Source organism: Castellaniella sp. FW104-7C03 (assembly GCF_040276085.1).
GTDB lineage: Bacteria > Pseudomonadota > Gammaproteobacteria > Burkholderiales > Burkholderiaceae_B > Castellaniella.
The window spans coordinates 287,644-301,594 of the sequence record NZ_JBELOK010000002.1 but is presented as its reverse complement, the minus strand read 5'-3'; the positions used below and the strand labels follow the sequence as shown (position 1 = coordinate 301,594).

The window sequence follows — 13,951 nt, the reverse complement described above, 5'->3', positions numbered from 1 at the left end:
AGGCGCCGCATCGCGGTAGCCGCCCTGTTTTGTGCTAGAATGCGCAGCTTGACCGCATTCAAGTCCGGACAGGTGGCAGAGTGGTCGAATGTACCTGACTCGAAATCAGGCGTACGGTTTTCCCGTACCGTGGGTTCGAATCCCACCCTGTCCGCCAGGCCTTAAATAAGATCAAGCCGCTACGGCATTCAGGATTTCACCTGAGTGCCGTTTGCTTTTTCCGTTTCGGGTTCGGAAGTTCTTGATGCCCGAATCCGTGCAAGCCTTGGCGAACATCCGATCATCCCCACTGTTGATCCTCTTGCCGTTGCGCGACCGGCTCTGAGGTTCCCAATTCGCGTGTTGGGGTAAGGGTCGTGTGTTGGGCCTGCGGTGCGAAACGATCGCGCGCAGGATGCAGGTTTAGGACGCATAGGTGAGCATGGCGATCTCCTATTTGCTGGCCCCAGCTTTTGGCGGGCGGGGTAGCGCTGTGTGTTATTGAGTAACAGAGCTGGCTTTATATTGCCCCAGGCCCTATAGTAAGTACGGGGATATTTTTCCCTTCTACTTAGGACTTACATTGAATACAGAAATCGGCATCGTGAAGTGGTTCAACAACGACAAGGGATTCGGCTTTATCATGCCCGAATCGGGTGGCAAGGACCTCTTCGCACACTACAGCGACATCCAGGGCGCGCAGGGCCACAAGAGCCTCGAAGAAAATCAGCGCGTATCGTTTGTAGCAAAGCAAGGGCAGAAAGGCCCTCAAGCGTCAATGATCAAAGTTATTTGATAGCTCTGCTCGCCTGAGTTGGCGGGCACATAGAGCAGTCGAATGTGGCCGAACCTTTTGAAACATTGGGTTCGGCTTTTTGTTGGCCAGGTTACTTGATCAGGGCGCGGATGGCGGGGGGTTTAGGGACGTCAACGATGACCACGACATCACCAAGGCCGACGCCGCCAGCCTGGTCCAGGCCAAACTGGACCGCGGACGGCTGCCGAGAAATCTGTGGAGGGAATCATGATCCAGATGATCATCGGCCAGGTGTGGCCGTACCTGCAGGGTGCGCATCACCCCGCGCTTGGCCGGCCGCAGCGATCCATCGTTTGGCCTGCCTCGTCTTGGGGTGAATCCTGTTTTTTGCCGGGGTTCGCAGTCATAATGGCGGCTGGAAAGTAAGACCTTATCTTAGCCGACGCCACACACAGGATTTCCCATGACCAGCACAACACCAGAACATCCACCAGGACACGGCGAGTACAAAATACCCGGGGGCAAACTGGTGGTGGTTGATCTGGCGGTTGATAACGGCCTCCTGGCCCAGGTTCGCCTGTCCGGGGATTTCTTCCTCGAACCTCCCGAGGCGCTGGATTGCATCAATGCCGCCCTCGAGGGCTTGCCCGCAGAGACTGACGAGGCTGGCATCGCCCGCCATGTCCGGCAGGCGCTGGATGCCAACGTCGAGATGTTTGGCATCAGCCCAGAGGGCATTGCCGTGGTTGTCCGGAGGGCACTGGCATGAAAACCCCAGCCGCGCGCAGTCAATGGACAGACTTTAACTGGCAACTGGTGCATCCCCAGCCCTTGCAGCCATTGCAGCATATGGCCCTTGATCAGGTCTTGCTGGACGAGGTTGCCGCCGGTCGCCGGCCACCCACCTTGCGGATATGGGAGTGGGCGACGCCCGCCGTCGTTATCGGTATTTTTCAGTCGCTCAAAAACGAGGTAGACGCCCACGCAGCCGAAGCCCACGGGATTCAGGTGGTGCGCCGTATCAGTGGTGGTGGCGCCATGTTTATCGAACCAGGCAACACCATCACCTACTCAATTTATGCCCCCTTGTCCCTGGTTGAGGGGATGAGCTTCAAGGATGCATACGCCTATATGGATGATTTTGTGCTGCAGGCCCTGGACGACGCAGGCATCAAGGCCTGGTATCAGCCGCTCAACGACATTACCTCTGAGGCTGGAAAAATCGGTGGGGCGGCACAGGCTCGCCGGGGTGGGGCGGTATTGCACCATGTCACCATGGCCTACGATATCGATGCGGTCAAGATGTTGCAGGTGTTGCGCATAGGCCGTGAAAAACTCTCGGATAAAGGCACGACATCGGCCGCCAAGCGGGTAGATCCCCTGCGCAGCCAAACCGGGCTCTCGCGCGAGAGCCTGATCCAGAAGATGATCGATGTTTTCCGACAGCGTAATGGCTTGCAGGAATCCACCCTGACACCCCCCGAGCTTGCCACGGCAAACCGCCTGATCCAGGAGAAATTTGGTACCTTCAGCTGGATCAGCAAGGTACCCTGAGGCGAGCCCCCCACATCAGTGGGTGGGGCCACGCCCTATACCGCATGCCTTGGCACCAGCCGTGTCATTTGTTGTGCAGGTGATCCAGTGTTTGCAGCGCCAGGTTGGAGTGAGCATACGCACCGCCTGCGCGCATCTCGGCGGCCACCCAGATTGCTTCCATGATCTCGGTGTCGGTTGCCCCGGCCCGTGAGGCACCTTCGGTGTGACCCTTGATGCAATACGGGCATTGAGTGACGTGCGCTACAGCCACGGCAATCAGTTGCTTGGTTTTCGCGTCCAGGGCGCCAGCCGCAAATACCGCCTTGCTGAATGCCTTGAAAGCAGCCAGAGGCTCGGGGGCAAGTTCGGCACGCCGTTTGGCCAGGTCGGCGGTGGCATTGGGGTACATAGGTGAATCCATGGGGGCAACTCCTTTGGAGGGACAGGTTGAACAATGATGGGTTCATGATAGACCGCCCGGATTGTCCCGGCCAGCGAAGCCCTTCTGGCAACAGGGGCCCTACAATGGCTCTCTTTACCCAAGGAAATTCTGGTGGATCAACGTCGACCCATGGACGGCCGGGCATCGGGGCTGATGCTGCTGTTGTGTCTCATCTGGGCCATGCAGCAAATTGCCCTCAAGGCCACCACAGATGATTTTTCACCGGTTTTCCAGATTGGCTGGCGCACGGCATTTGGCGGCGTGCTGGTGGCGCTGGTCATGTTGTGGCGCCGGGAATCCATCAGCCAGGCGCTCTCGCTCTGGCGCCCCGGGATGTGTGTGGGTGCCCTGTATGCACTTGAGTTCGTCTTTATTGGTGAGAGCCTGCGCTTTACCACGGCGGGTCATGTGGTGGTGTTGCTCTATACCGCCCCCATTTTTGCCGCCATAGGTTTGCACTGGAAGCTGGCCGAAGAACGCCTGGCGTGGATTCAGTGGAGCGGGGTAGTGGTGGCATTTGCCGGCGTGGGTATTGCGTTTCTGGTGCGTAAAGGCCCCGCTGCCCATCCGATGGCATCGGCCATGCTCTGGGGGGATCTGTTGGCCCTGCTGGGCGGCGCCGCCTGGGGAGCCACTACGGTGGTGGTCAGGGTAACGCCTTTGGCTGCTTTGCCCGCCAGCCAGTCGCTGATGTATCAGCTGGTGGTGGGTTCTTTTTTGATCATGCTCTTTGCCGTGTCAACCGGGCAAACCACGTTTCATCCGAGCCCGCTGGTGTGGGCCGGCCTGGCGTTTCAGACTGTATTTGTGGCGTTTATCAGCTATCTGACGTGGTTTTGGTTGCTGCGCAAATACCTGGCGTCACGCCTGGGGGTCTTCTCGTTTTTAACCCCCTTGTTTGGTGTGGTGCTGGGTGCGTGGTTACTGGATGAACCTATAGGCCCGGGTTTTTTGCTGGGTGCCGCACTGGTTGTGGTTGGGGTTGTGTTGCTCAGTGGCTATGGCTGGTACGCTCAGTGGCGGGCACATTCAACCTGAAAACCCGCCGGCATCCAGAAACGCCTGTTCTGCCAGGGTGGTGGTGCGGCCCAGCGCCGCATTGCGATGGGGAAACCGGCCAAAGCGCGCGATGATATCGTGGTGCTCCTGGGCCCAGCGCATCGAGTCCGGCGCATGCTGGCGATAAAGATTGATGGATTCCTGCTGTGTGAGCAGGTTTTCGGAGTGCATGAAAGGCAGGCAAATAAAATTGCGCAGATCAGGCTCGATGTCTTTCAGGTGCCGAAGTGCTTGCCGGGCATAGCACAGCGCCAGGCCGTCGGTGGCAAACATATGCCCGGTGTCCCGAAAAGCGTTTCGTGGATATTGATCCAGCAGCAGAATCAAAGCCAGGGATGACTCTGGTTCTTGCAACCAGCCGGACAGCTCTCGATGCGCAGCGGCAAAGTGCGCCTGGGCAAATCGTTCACGAAAATCCGCATCAAATTGCTTGTTTTTTGCAAACCATTTGCTTGGCCCCGCCGTCTGCCAAAAATCGACCATTGCGTGGGCATCGCTTGCTTGCTTGGCTGCGGGACGGCGTGTGGGCATGAAACAGACTCTAGAGTAGTTCGCGGCGCAAATCGGCCGCAGATTTGGGTGACAGCAAGCCGGGAGCAATATCAAGGACAGTTCGGGCGCCGGTTTCGCCCGCTGCTTTCAGGCGCCAGGCGGCACGGGCATAGGCCACCAGCACACTCGAGGTAAACCCCGGATTGCTGGCCAGATTCAGTGAAAACTCCATGACTTGGCCATCGCCGTGGCCAGACTGCCCGCTGCGGATGACAAAACCACCGTGTGGCATGCCGGAGTGTTCGCGCTGCAGGGTGTCAGTATCAATAAAATGCACCGTGGTGTCGTAATCGGCAAAATAATTGGGCATGGTGACAATGGCTTGGCGCACCTGATCGCTATCCGCACCGGGTTGCAACACCACAAAGCATTCACGGGTGTGTTTCTGGCGGGTGCTGAGCTGGGGCTGCTGCCCGGCCCGAACCTGATTGACAGCGTCTTGTACCGGAAGCGTGTATTGCACGCCGGCGGCTACCCCGGGCACCCGGCGGATGGCGTCAGAATGCCCCTGGCTGAGCCCTTTGCCCCAAAACGTGTAGGTTGCGCCCTGAGGCAGGATGGCCTCGCCCATCAGGCGGTTGAGGGAAAACAGGCCCGGATCCCAACCGACGGCCAGAATCGAAATATTGCCGTGTGCTCGCGCCACGGCATCTACCGAACTGAAGTATTCCGGGATCTTGGCGTGCGTATCGAAGCTGTCGATGGTGGTGTACCACTGTGCCAGGGAAGGCCCTTGCACGGGGAGATCATCCTTGGATCCACCGCATAAAATCAGGACATCGATCTCATCCCGTCGGGCGGCAGCCTCGTCGATCGACCACACGGGTATGGAAGGATCGGCCAGTTGCAGCGAGGCAGGATTACGGCGCGTAAATACGCCCACCAGCTGCATGTCGGGCTGCTGTGCGATGGCGGCCTGTGCACCACGTCCGAGGTTGCCATAGCCGGCGATGCCGATGCGAATCGGGGATGAATCCATGAAGTTCCTTATTTGATGTATCTAGGCCCTGTGCAGAATGCACTCCGCTTATTGTATCCACTCGTCGTCCGGCAGTCTGGCAGGGGAGTGCTAGAATGGCGGCCAAATTTTGTCAGGTATGGAACACTCTTATGGCGCGATCTGCCCATTCATCCCACCCCTTGCTGCATTTTGTGACACACGGGAGTCTCGTCGGCCAAATTCTCATCGGTTTACTTGCTGGTGTGGCCCTGGCTTATGGTTTCCCTGAGGCGGCCAAATCTGTGGGGCTTTTGGGCAATCTGTTTGTTACTGCGCTTAAATCGATTGCACCCATCTTGGTGTTTGTGCTGGTATCCGCGTCAATTGCCAATCACCATAAAGGTTCGCAGACGCAGCTAGGCCCCATTCTTATGTTGTATCTGGTGGGTACGTTTGCAGCCGCATTGGTGGCAGTGGTGGCCAGCTTTATGTTTCCCCTGACGATCCAGTTGCAGCTCACGGATGCTGCCGTCAGCCCGCCCAGCGGTGTGCTGGAAGTGCTGAAAAATCTCTTGCTGAGTGTCGTGGACAACCCGGTTCATGCTTTGCTGGAGGCCAATTACATTGGTATTTTGGCTTGGGCGGTTGGTCTGGGGATTGCGTTGCGTCACGCGCATGGCGCCAGCAAAACCATGTTGCTGGATTTGTCCGAGAGTGTGTCGTTTATTGTGCGTGTGGTGATTCGCACAGCACCCGTAGGGATCTTTGGCCTGGTGGCAGCCACCATCGCCGATACCGGCTTTGACGCCTTGCTGGATTATGCCCGCCTGCTGGGGGTGTTGTTGGGGTGTATGGTGTTTGTGGCGTTGGTGGTCAACCCGTTGATTGTCTTCTGGCGCATCCGCTCCAATCCGTACCCTCTGGTGTTCACTTGCCTGCGCGAATCCGGCGTCACGGCGTTTTTCACACGCAGCTCGGCGGCCAATATCCCCGTCAATATGGCCTTGTGCGAAAAACTTGGCCTGGAAGAAGATACGTATTCAGTGTCGATTCCTCTGGGTGCCACCATCAACATGGCTGGTGCGGCGGTAACCATTACCGTGCTCACGCTGGCGGCCGTCAATACCTTGGGGGTTTCGGTTGATCTCTTTACGGCATTGTTGTTGAGCGTGGTGGCCGCTGTGTGTGCCTGCGGGGCCTCGGGGGTTGCTGGCGGATCATTGTTGCTGATCCCTGTGGCATGCAGCCTGTTCGGGATTTCCAACGATCTCGCCATGCAGGTAGTGGGGGTGGGCTTCATTATTGGCGTGCTGCAGGATTCTGCAGAAACTGCCCTGAACTCATCCACTGATGTGCTGTTTACCGCGGCCGGATCTTTCCGTCCTGTGTCCAGCCCTGAATAATCGGCCATAGATCGGCGGGTTGGTGGGCTACTGCGTCGGCCTGCCAACGCTCGGGGTCATCCAGCGAGCAATATCCGTAGCCGGCGGCCACAGTGGCCATGCCAGCCGCCTTGCCGGCCAGAATATCGCGCTCATCGTCGCCCACATACAGACAGTGCTGGGGCAAGAAACCTGTCTGCCGGGCGGCATGCAGCAGTGGCTCGGGGTGCGGTTTGGTGTGGGCGGTGGTGTCGCCCCCCACTGTGACACAGCAGCGGCTCTCAAGCCCCAGATGGTGCACCATGGGTAGAGTCAGTGCCTCAGTCTTGTTGGTGACAATCCCCCAAGGCGTGGCTGCCTGAAACAGCTGTTCCAGCAGTTCGTCGATCCCGGCAAACAACCGTGCGTGTTCCAGCATGGTCTTTGCGTAATCCTGCAAAAATTGCTGGCGGCACTGCTCGTAGTCGGCGTGGCTGGCATCGATGTCCAAAGCTGCTTTCAGCAGGCCCCGGGCCCCATGTGAGGCATGTGGACGCAACAGGGCGTAATCCAGGGCGGGCAAGCCGCGATATCCGCGTTGCAAATTGGCGGCTGCTGCAAGGTCGGGGGCAGTATCTGCCAGGGTGCCGTCGAAATCAAACAGAATCATGCGCGGTGTCATACGTCGGCTTCCGGGCGGCGAGCCGCCATCATGTAGTTCACGCTGGTGTCCCGGCCAAGTGAGTAGTGTTGGGTCAGGGGATGGTATTCGATGCCGTCCAGTGCGCTGACTTCTAGCGTTGCCTGGCGTGCAGCACTGGCAAGCTCGCTGGGCGTGATGAACTGCTGGTACGCATGCGTACCCCTGGGTACCATGCGCAGCAGGTATTCGGCCGCCACAATCGCCAGCAAAAACGATTTTGGATTACGGTTGAGCGTGGAAAAACATACCAGCCCGCCTGGGCGGACTAACTGGGCGCAGGCCTGAACAATGGCAGCGGGGTCGGGGACATGCTCCAGCAGTTCCATGCAGGTTACCACGTCATACTGTCCGGCGTGTTCTGCTGCATGGGACTCAGCGCTGGTGCACTCGTATTGCACGTGGATATTGGATTCGTGCCCGTGCAAACGGGCAATCTGGATGGCCGGCTGCGACAGATCGATACCGGTCACCTCTGCGCCATCGGCTGCGAGTGCCTCGGAGAGCAAGCCGCCCCCACATCCGATATCCAGGACGCGTTGGCCTGATAGCGTCCCCGCCTGGGTGCGAATCCAGTCGAGACGCAGGGGATTGATGTCGTGCAGGGTTTTAAGCTGGCCGGCGGGATCCCACCAGGTAGAAGCCAGTGCACTGAACTTGTCGAGCTCCGCCTGGCTGGCGTTGGCTGTTTGCATGAATTGGGTTCCGAAAATGAACAAGGCCCCGCGCATGCGCGGAGCCTTGAAAACTGCCACACCCGAAGGTGTGGCAGTACGTGCGGTCTGCAGTATTACTTGCGGGTACCGACGATTTCGATTTCCACGCGACGGTTTTGGGCACGGCCTTCGCGGGTCTTGTTGGACGCGACGGGTTGCATTTCGCCCTTGCCTTCGGCATAGATACGATCAGCGGCAACACCCTTGCTGATCAGGTATTGCTTGACCGAATTTGCACGACGCTCGGAGAGTTTCTGGTTGTAGGCTTCGGTACCGATGGAATCGGTGTGGCCGACGGCGATGATGGTTTCCAGATTGATGGTGCCAGCTTGCTGGGCAACTTGATCCAGGACCTGACGGCCTTCGGGTTTGATTGTGGACTTGTCGAAGTCGAAGAATGTGTCAGCGTTGAGCACGACCTTGCTGGCAGTCGGTGCAACGACAGGCGCTTCAGCGACGGGCAAGCCGCAACCTTCGGCAGCAGTTGCCGGAGTCCAGAATGCATCGCGCCAGCAGTTTTGGCCGCTCGCATCTTTCCACACATGGCCATCAACGTTGACCCAGTTGTCGCTTGCCGATGCGGTACCCACGACAGCCATAGCAGCAATGGCGAGTCCAATAGCGATTTTGGAGGGTTTATTCATGTTTCTCCTCGTTTGAGCATGATGCTTGAAAGTGACCGCAGCGAACCCCCGCCGCATATCGAAAGAACATTTCCAGTATAGCAATGTCTAGTTGGAAAACTATGAATTGCGCTGGGTTTGATGCGTGTTAGCCGAAATCTTAAGGCATTTTTGCCGCCGCAGTTAAGTATTGATCCCTTTGTCGGCCACTCTGAGCCCTATTTAGACGGGCCGGGCGCCCAGGCTGTGGGGTTTTCACAACGATCGTCGGTTGATGAGGCCGCGCAGCCCGATTGCCACAGAAGATTGCCTGTCTGATCGCTCTCTGGTGGTGAATGATAGAATCACCGATTGCTTCGGGCTGTTTCCCGCCTATCGGTTTCGGACATATCAATGGAATCCTTCGCCAAAGAGACCCTGCCTGTTTCGTTAGAAGACGAAATGCAGCGTAGTTACCTGGATTACGCCATGAGCGTCATCGTCGGGCGGGCATTGCCCGACGTACGCGATGGCCTCAAGCCTGTGCATCGGCGTGTCCTTTTTGCCATGCACGAGTTGAACAACGACTGGAACCGTGCTTACAAGAAGTCAGCGCGTATTGTCGGTGACGTCATCGGTAAATATCACCCTCACGGCGACTCAGCCGTATACGACACAATCGTCCGGATGGCTCAGGATTTTTCTCTGCGCTACATGCTGGTAGACGGCCAGGGCAACTTTGGCTCGATCGATGGCGATAACGCGGCAGCCATGCGTTACACCGAAGTCCGCCTGTCCAAAATTGCGCACGAAATCCTGGCCGACATCGATCAGGACACCGTGGATTTTGGCCCCAACTACGATGGCAGCGAACAGGAGCCCCTGTTGCTGCCCTCGCGTCTGCCCAACTTGCTGGTAAATGGCAGTGCCGGTATTGCGGTGGGTATGGCTACTAACATCCCGCCGCATAACCTGTCCGAGGTTGTTGAAGGGTGTCTGTATTGTTTGCGCAACCCTGATTGCACCATCGATGAGCTCATCGAGCGCATTCCGGCGCCTGATTTCCCCACGGGTGGCATCATCTATGGCATCGCCGGTGTCCGTGAAGGCTATCGCACCGGGCGTGGCCGGGTGGTGATGCGTGCAAAAGCCCACTTCGAAGACCTCCCTCACGGCAACCGGCAGTCCATCGTCATCGACGCCATTCCGTATCAGGTCAATAAAAAGACCCTGCAAGAGCGTATTGCAGAACTGGTCAACGAGAAAAAAATCGACGGCATCTCCGATATTCGCGACGAGTCCGACAAAGACGGCATGCGTCTGGTGATCGAGCTCAAGCGTGGCGAAGTCCCCGAAGTCGTGCTCAATAATCTGTATAAAAATACCCAGCTGCAAGAAACCTTTGGCATGAACATGGTGGCGCTGGTTGATGGCCAGCCCCGTTTGCTCAACCTCAAGCAGATGGTGAACTACTTCCTGCGGCACCGCCGCGAAGTCGTTACCCGTCGCACCATTTTTCAGTTGCGCAAAGCCCGCGAGCGCGGCCACGTGCTCGAAGGCCTGGCGGTTGCCCTGGCCAACATCGATGATTTCATTGCCATCATCAAGGCTGCACCGACACCGCCCGTGGCGCGTCAGTCCCTGATGGAGAAAGACTGGGATTCCTCTCTGGTACGCGAGATGCTTGCGCGTGCAGACGCCAACGCCGCTTCTGGCGGGCGATCGGCCTACCGGCCCGACGGCCTGGATCCCCAGTTTGGCTTGCAGGCCAATGGTCTGTACCGGCTCTCCGAGGTTCAGGCGCAAGAAATCCTCAACATGCGTCTGCAACGCCTGACGGGGCTCGAGCAAGACAAGGTGATCGGCGAGTACCGCGACATCATGGATATCATTGCTGATTTGCTGGATATCCTGGCACGTCCTGATCGCGTCACCACCATCATCAGCGAAGAACTCCAGGCTGTCCGAGCCGAATTCTCCGGCAGCGCCAGCGATCCGCGGCGCTCCGAGATCGAGTTCAATGCCACCGAGCTCGAAACCGAAGACCTCATCACCCCCATGGACATGGTGGTCACGCTGTCGCGCAGCGGCTACATCAAGAGCCAGCCTTTGTCCGAGTACCGGGCGCAAAAACGTGGCGGGCGCGGCAAGCAGGCAACCACGATGAAAGAAGACGACTGGGTCGACCAGCTGTTCATCGCCAACACCCACGATTATCTCTTGTGCTTCTCCGATCGCGGTCGGGTCTATTGGCTCAAGGTCTGGGAGGTTCCACAGGGTTCGCGTAACTCAAGGGGGCGCCCGATCGTCAATATGTTCCCGTTGGTGGATGGTGAAACCATCACCGCGGTGCTCACTGTCAAGGCCTTCAGCGAAGATCAATTCGTCTTCATGGCCACCTCGCGCGGTACGGTCAAAAAGACACCGTTGTCTGATTTCTCCAATCCGCGCAAGGCCGGCATCATCGCAGTGGGCCTCGACGAGGGCGACTTCCTCATCGGCGCCGAGCTCACCGATGGCAAGCATGATGTCATGCTGTTCTCCGATGCCGGCAAGGCGGTACGCTTTGATGAAAACGACGTGCGCCCGATGGGGCGCGCGGCGCGCGGTGTCCGTGGCATGTTCCTCGAAGACGGCCAGACTGTCATTGCGCTGCTGGTGGCTGAAGACGAAGCCGAAAGTGTGCTGACTGCCACCGAAAACGGGTATGGCAAGCGCACCTCCATCGTCGAGTACACGCGCCATGGGCGTGGTACCAAAGGCATGATCGCCATCCAGACATCCGCTCGCAACGGCAAGGTGGTGGGTGCCGTACTGGTGCAACCCGAAGACGAGATCATGCTGATCACCACATCGGGCGTACTGGTGCGCACCCGGGTATCCGAAGTTCGCGAGATGGGGCGTGCCACTCAGGGTGTCACGCTCATCAATGTCGACGAAGACAGCAGCCTCATTGGGGTGCGTCGAGTGGCCGAAAGCGATGCCGATGACGAAGCCCCCGAAGACGCTTCCGACGAGCCAGGTGGCGAGGGTGGAGATGCCGCCCCTGCGGCGCCGGCGGCAGATGATTCCGTTACACCCAAGGATCCCGCATGAACCGCCCCTGGAATTTCGCGGCAGGGCCTTCCACCCTGCCTCTGGATGTCTTGCAACAGGCTGCCGCTGATCTCTGTGATTGGCAGGGCAGTGGCACCTCCGTCATGGAAATGAGCCATCGAGGCAAGCATTACAGCCGTATTCGTGATGAGGCCGAGGCCGATTTGCGTACATTGCTGGCAGTACCTGATGATTTTGAAGTCCTGTTCATGCAGGGTGGGGCATCTGCACAAAATGCTCTGGTGCCGCTCAATCTGATTGGGCGCAATGGTTTGGGCCGTGCTGATTACGTCCTGAGTGGCCATTGGGCAAAAAAATCCTTTGTCGAGGCCCAGCGTTATGGTGATATAGCCGTCGCCGCCACCGCAGAGACCTCCCAGGAAATCGACGGCGCCACGTATGGCTCCTGGTGCTGGCTGCCAGAGCAAAGCCAATGGCAGGTGCGCCAGGATGCGGCATACCTGCATCTGTGTGCCAATGAAACCATCGGCGGCATCGAGCAGCCCGTGATGCCGGATATGGCAGCCCTGGGTGCGCCAGAAGTCCCTGTCGTGGCCGACATGTCCTCCAATATCCTGTCGCGGCACATTGATTTCTCCCGGCTGGGCATGGTGTATGCCGGCGCACAAAAAAATGCCGGCCCTGCGGGCGTCACACTGGTGTTCGTGCGCAAAGACCTCATCGGCCATGCGTCTGCGCAATGCCCCTCGGTATTTGATTACGCCCCAGTGGCCAAGGCCCAGTCGATGTTCAACACACCGCCCACCTTTGCCATCTATGTGGCGGGGCTGGTCTTCAAGTGGTTGATCAAGCAGGGCGGTGTGGCGGCCATGGACGCTGCGAGCACAGTCAAATCACGCACTTTGTATCAATATCTGGACGCCTCGTCACTCTACGAGAGCCGGATTCATCCGGCAGTGCGGTCGCGCATGAATGTTCCGTTTTTCCTGCGTGACGAAACCCTCAATGCTGCCTTTCTGGCCGAATCCGAAGCAGCAGGCCTGCTGGCACTCAAGGGGCATAAGTCTGTTGGTGGTATGCGGGCGTCCCTGTATAACGCCATGCCCCTCGACGGCGTCCAGGCACTGATCACTTTCATGAAGGACTTCGAGGCGCGCCATGGCTGATGCCAAGCTCCAGGCCAGCCTCGAGCCCCTGCGTGCCCGCATCGACGCGCTCGACGAGCAAATCCTGGTATTGCTCAACCAGCGGGCCCAGACAGCCCTGCAGGTGGGTGATGTCAAAAAACGCTTCGATGTCACGGGCCCGGTGCTCAAGCCCGAGCGCGAAGCCCTGATCGTTCGACGCTTGCAAACCATCAATAACGGGCCAATCCCCGAGGCGGCAGTGGCCGCCATCTGGGGGCAGGTCATCTCGGCCTGCCGTGGCCTCGAAAGCGTTCTTACTGTGGCATTTCTGGGGCCGCAGGGCTCCTTCTCCGAGCAAGCCGCATTTGAGCACTTTGGCAATGCCATCGAGAGCTTGCGCTGCGAGTCTTTCGACGAAGTCTTTCGTTCTGTCGAGGCCGGGCAGGCCGATGTCGGCATGGTGCCGGTCGAAAACTCCACCGAAGGTGCTGTCAATCACAGTCTGGATCTCCTGCTCAATACCTCACTCAAGGTGCTGGGCGAGCGCACGATCCGTATTCACCATAATTTGCTCACGCGCACGGGGGGCCTCGAAGGCGTTACCCAGGTGCTGGGTCACCCTCAGGCACTGGCTCAATGCCAGGCCTGGCTCAGTCGTCACTATCCAGGCCTCGAGCGCATGCCGGTAGCCAGCAATGCACAGGCCGCCCGGGTTGCCTCCGAGAATCCTGGTTGCGCCGCCATTGCGGGCGATTCTGCCGCAGTCGCCTGGGGCCTCAGTGCTGTTGCCAGCGGTATTCAGGACGACCCACAAAATCAAACCCGGTTTCTGGCCGTGGGGCCGCGTGATGCCGGCCCTACCGGGCGTGACAAAACCAGCCTGATTCTCGCCGTCCCCAACCGTGCTGGCGCGGTCTACGACATGTTGGCGCCCCTGTCGCAGTACGGTGTTTCCATGACGCGTTTCGAATCCCGCCCAGCCAGAACCGGCCAGTGGGAATATTATTTCTATGTCGATATCCTGGGCCACCACCAAGACGAACCCGTTGCGCTGGCCTTGGCCGAACTACGACAACAAGTGGCTTTCTTCAAGATTCTGGGTTCTTACCCGCGGCAATAAGGT

At 58.5% G+C, this 13,951-nt stretch carries 14 protein-coding genes and 1 tRNA gene; 9 read left to right on the top strand and 6 right to left on the bottom strand.

Features of this window, described 5'->3' with window-relative positions:
• Positions 1 to 66: 66 nt before the first annotated feature.
• The 4 genes from ABS758_RS03405 (at position 67) to ABS758_RS03390 (ending at position 2,290) form a co-directional block, all read left to right on the top strand.
• Positions 67 to 157, top strand: a tRNA-Ser gene (locus tag ABS758_RS03405).
• Positions 158 to 562: 405 nt separating this feature from the next.
• Positions 563 to 775: a cold-shock protein gene (locus tag ABS758_RS03400; protein WP_350380349.1), complete on the top strand. Its 213-nt coding sequence runs from the start codon at positions 563 to 565 to the stop codon at positions 773 to 775.
• 424 nt (positions 776 to 1,199) lie between these two features.
• Complete coding sequence (gene lplB / locus ABS758_RS03395; RefSeq protein ID WP_350380352.1) at positions 1,200 to 1,505, top strand: lipoate-protein ligase small subunit; 306 nt, start codon at positions 1,200 to 1,202, stop codon at positions 1,503 to 1,505.
• Complete coding sequence (locus tag ABS758_RS03390; protein WP_350380355.1) at positions 1,502 to 2,290, top strand: lipoate--protein ligase family protein; 789 nt, start codon at positions 1,502 to 1,504, stop codon at positions 2,288 to 2,290. The genes lplB and ABS758_RS03390 overlap by 4 nt, the downstream gene beginning before the upstream one ends.
• A gap of 64 nt (positions 2,291 to 2,354) precedes the next feature.
• Here ABS758_RS03390 and ABS758_RS03385 read toward each other — a convergent pair whose 3' ends face one another.
• Positions 2,355 to 2,693, bottom strand: coding sequence for a carboxymuconolactone decarboxylase family protein (locus ABS758_RS03385; protein WP_350380357.1), 339 nt, complete (start codon positions 2,691 to 2,693; stop codon positions 2,355 to 2,357).
• Between the two features lie 132 nt (positions 2,694 to 2,825).
• Between ABS758_RS03385 and ABS758_RS03380 the strand changes: the two genes are divergently transcribed.
• Positions 2,826 to 3,752 (top strand): DMT family transporter, encoded by a 927-nt coding sequence (locus ABS758_RS03380; protein WP_350380360.1) that lies wholly within the window; start codon positions 2,826 to 2,828, stop codon positions 3,750 to 3,752.
• Here ABS758_RS03380 and ABS758_RS03375 read toward each other — a convergent pair.
• Both ABS758_RS03375 and ABS758_RS03370 read right to left on the bottom strand, forming a co-directional pair.
• Complete coding sequence (locus ABS758_RS03375) at positions 3,744 to 4,304, bottom strand: DUF924 family protein (protein WP_350380362.1); 561 nt, start codon at positions 4,302 to 4,304, stop codon at positions 3,744 to 3,746. The two genes, ABS758_RS03380 and ABS758_RS03375, sit on opposite strands and share 9 nt — an antisense overlap.
• 10 nt (positions 4,305 to 4,314) lie before the next feature.
• Complete coding sequence (locus ABS758_RS03370) at positions 4,315 to 5,304, bottom strand: diaminopimelate dehydrogenase (RefSeq protein ID WP_350380366.1); 990 nt, start codon at positions 5,302 to 5,304, stop codon at positions 4,315 to 4,317.
• A gap of 131 nt (positions 5,305 to 5,435) precedes the next feature.
• Between ABS758_RS03370 and sstT the strand changes: the two genes are divergently transcribed.
• Positions 5,436 to 6,668, top strand: coding sequence for a serine/threonine transporter SstT (gene sstT / locus ABS758_RS03365; RefSeq protein ID WP_350380369.1), 1,233 nt, complete (start codon positions 5,436 to 5,438; stop codon positions 6,666 to 6,668).
• Here the strand turns inward: sstT and ABS758_RS03360 are convergent.
• From ABS758_RS03360 to ompA, 3 genes are all read right to left on the bottom strand, one after another.
• Positions 6,625 to 7,308, bottom strand: coding sequence for an HAD family hydrolase (locus tag ABS758_RS03360; protein ID WP_350380372.1), 684 nt, complete (start codon positions 7,306 to 7,308; stop codon positions 6,625 to 6,627). The two genes, sstT and ABS758_RS03360, sit on opposite strands and share 44 nt — an antisense overlap.
• Positions 7,305 to 8,021 carry a bifunctional 2-polyprenyl-6-hydroxyphenol methylase/3-demethylubiquinol 3-O-methyltransferase UbiG gene (gene ubiG, locus ABS758_RS03355; protein ID WP_350380374.1) on the bottom strand — a complete coding sequence of 239 codons (717 nt, stop codon included), beginning with the start codon at positions 8,019 to 8,021 and terminating at the stop codon, positions 7,305 to 7,307. Before ubiG ends, ABS758_RS03360 begins: the two co-directional genes overlap by 4 nt.
• A gap of 95 nt (positions 8,022 to 8,116) precedes the next feature.
• Entirely contained in the window at positions 8,117 to 8,686 is a 570-nt protein-coding gene (ompA, locus tag ABS758_RS03350; RefSeq protein ID WP_350380376.1) for an outer membrane protein OmpA, read from the bottom strand.
• Positions 8,687 to 9,058: 372 nt separating this feature from the next.
• Here ompA and gyrA point away from each other — a divergent pair, with 372 nt between their 5' ends.
• From gyrA to pheA, 3 genes are read left to right on the top strand one after another with little or no spacing between them, the layout of a single operon-like run.
• Positions 9,059 to 11,740, top strand: a complete 2,682-nt coding sequence (gene gyrA, locus ABS758_RS03345; RefSeq protein WP_350380379.1) for a DNA gyrase subunit A — start codon at positions 9,059 to 9,061, stop codon at positions 11,738 to 11,740.
• Entirely contained in the window at positions 11,737 to 12,867 is a 1,131-nt protein-coding gene (serC, locus tag ABS758_RS03340) for a 3-phosphoserine/phosphohydroxythreonine transaminase (RefSeq protein WP_350380382.1), read from the top strand. Before gyrA ends, serC begins: the two co-directional genes overlap by 4 nt.
• Complete coding sequence (gene pheA / locus ABS758_RS03335) at positions 12,860 to 13,948, top strand: prephenate dehydratase (protein ID WP_350380385.1); 1,089 nt, start codon at positions 12,860 to 12,862, stop codon at positions 13,946 to 13,948. The genes serC and pheA overlap by 8 nt, the downstream gene beginning before the upstream one ends.
• The last annotated feature ends 3 nt before the right edge of the window (positions 13,949 to 13,951 follow it).

Coding starts and splice junctions, on each gene's coding strand:
- gyrA (WP_350380379.1), top strand. CDS start 9,059: ATGGAATCCTTCGCCAAAGAGACCCTGCCTGTTTCGTTAGAAGACGAA.
- ABS758_RS03375 (WP_350380362.1), bottom strand. CDS start 4,304: ATGCCCACACGCCGTCCCGCAGCCAAGCAAGCAAGCGATGCCCACGCA.
- ubiG (WP_350380374.1), bottom strand. CDS start 8,021: ATGCAAACAGCCAACGCCAGCCAGGCGGAGCTCGACAAGTTCAGTGCA.
- lplB (WP_350380352.1), top strand. CDS start 1,200: ATGACCAGCACAACACCAGAACATCCACCAGGACACGGCGAGTACAAA.
- ABS758_RS03360 (WP_350380372.1), bottom strand. CDS start 7,308: ATGACACCGCGCATGATTCTGTTTGATTTCGACGGCACCCTGGCAGAT.
- serC (WP_350380382.1), top strand. CDS start 11,737: ATGAACCGCCCCTGGAATTTCGCGGCAGGGCCTTCCACCCTGCCTCTG.
- ompA (WP_350380376.1), bottom strand. CDS start 8,686: ATGAATAAACCCTCCAAAATCGCTATTGGACTCGCCATTGCTGCTATG.
- ABS758_RS03370 (WP_350380366.1), bottom strand. CDS start 5,304: ATGGATTCATCCCCGATTCGCATCGGCATCGCCGGCTATGGCAACCTC.
- ABS758_RS03385 (WP_350380357.1), bottom strand. CDS start 2,693: ATGGATTCACCTATGTACCCCAATGCCACCGCCGACCTGGCCAAACGG.
- sstT (WP_350380369.1), top strand. CDS start 5,436: ATGGCGCGATCTGCCCATTCATCCCACCCCTTGCTGCATTTTGTGACA.
- ABS758_RS03390 (WP_350380355.1), top strand. CDS start 1,502: ATGAAAACCCCAGCCGCGCGCAGTCAATGGACAGACTTTAACTGGCAA.
- pheA (WP_350380385.1), top strand. CDS start 12,860: ATGGCTGATGCCAAGCTCCAGGCCAGCCTCGAGCCCCTGCGTGCCCGC.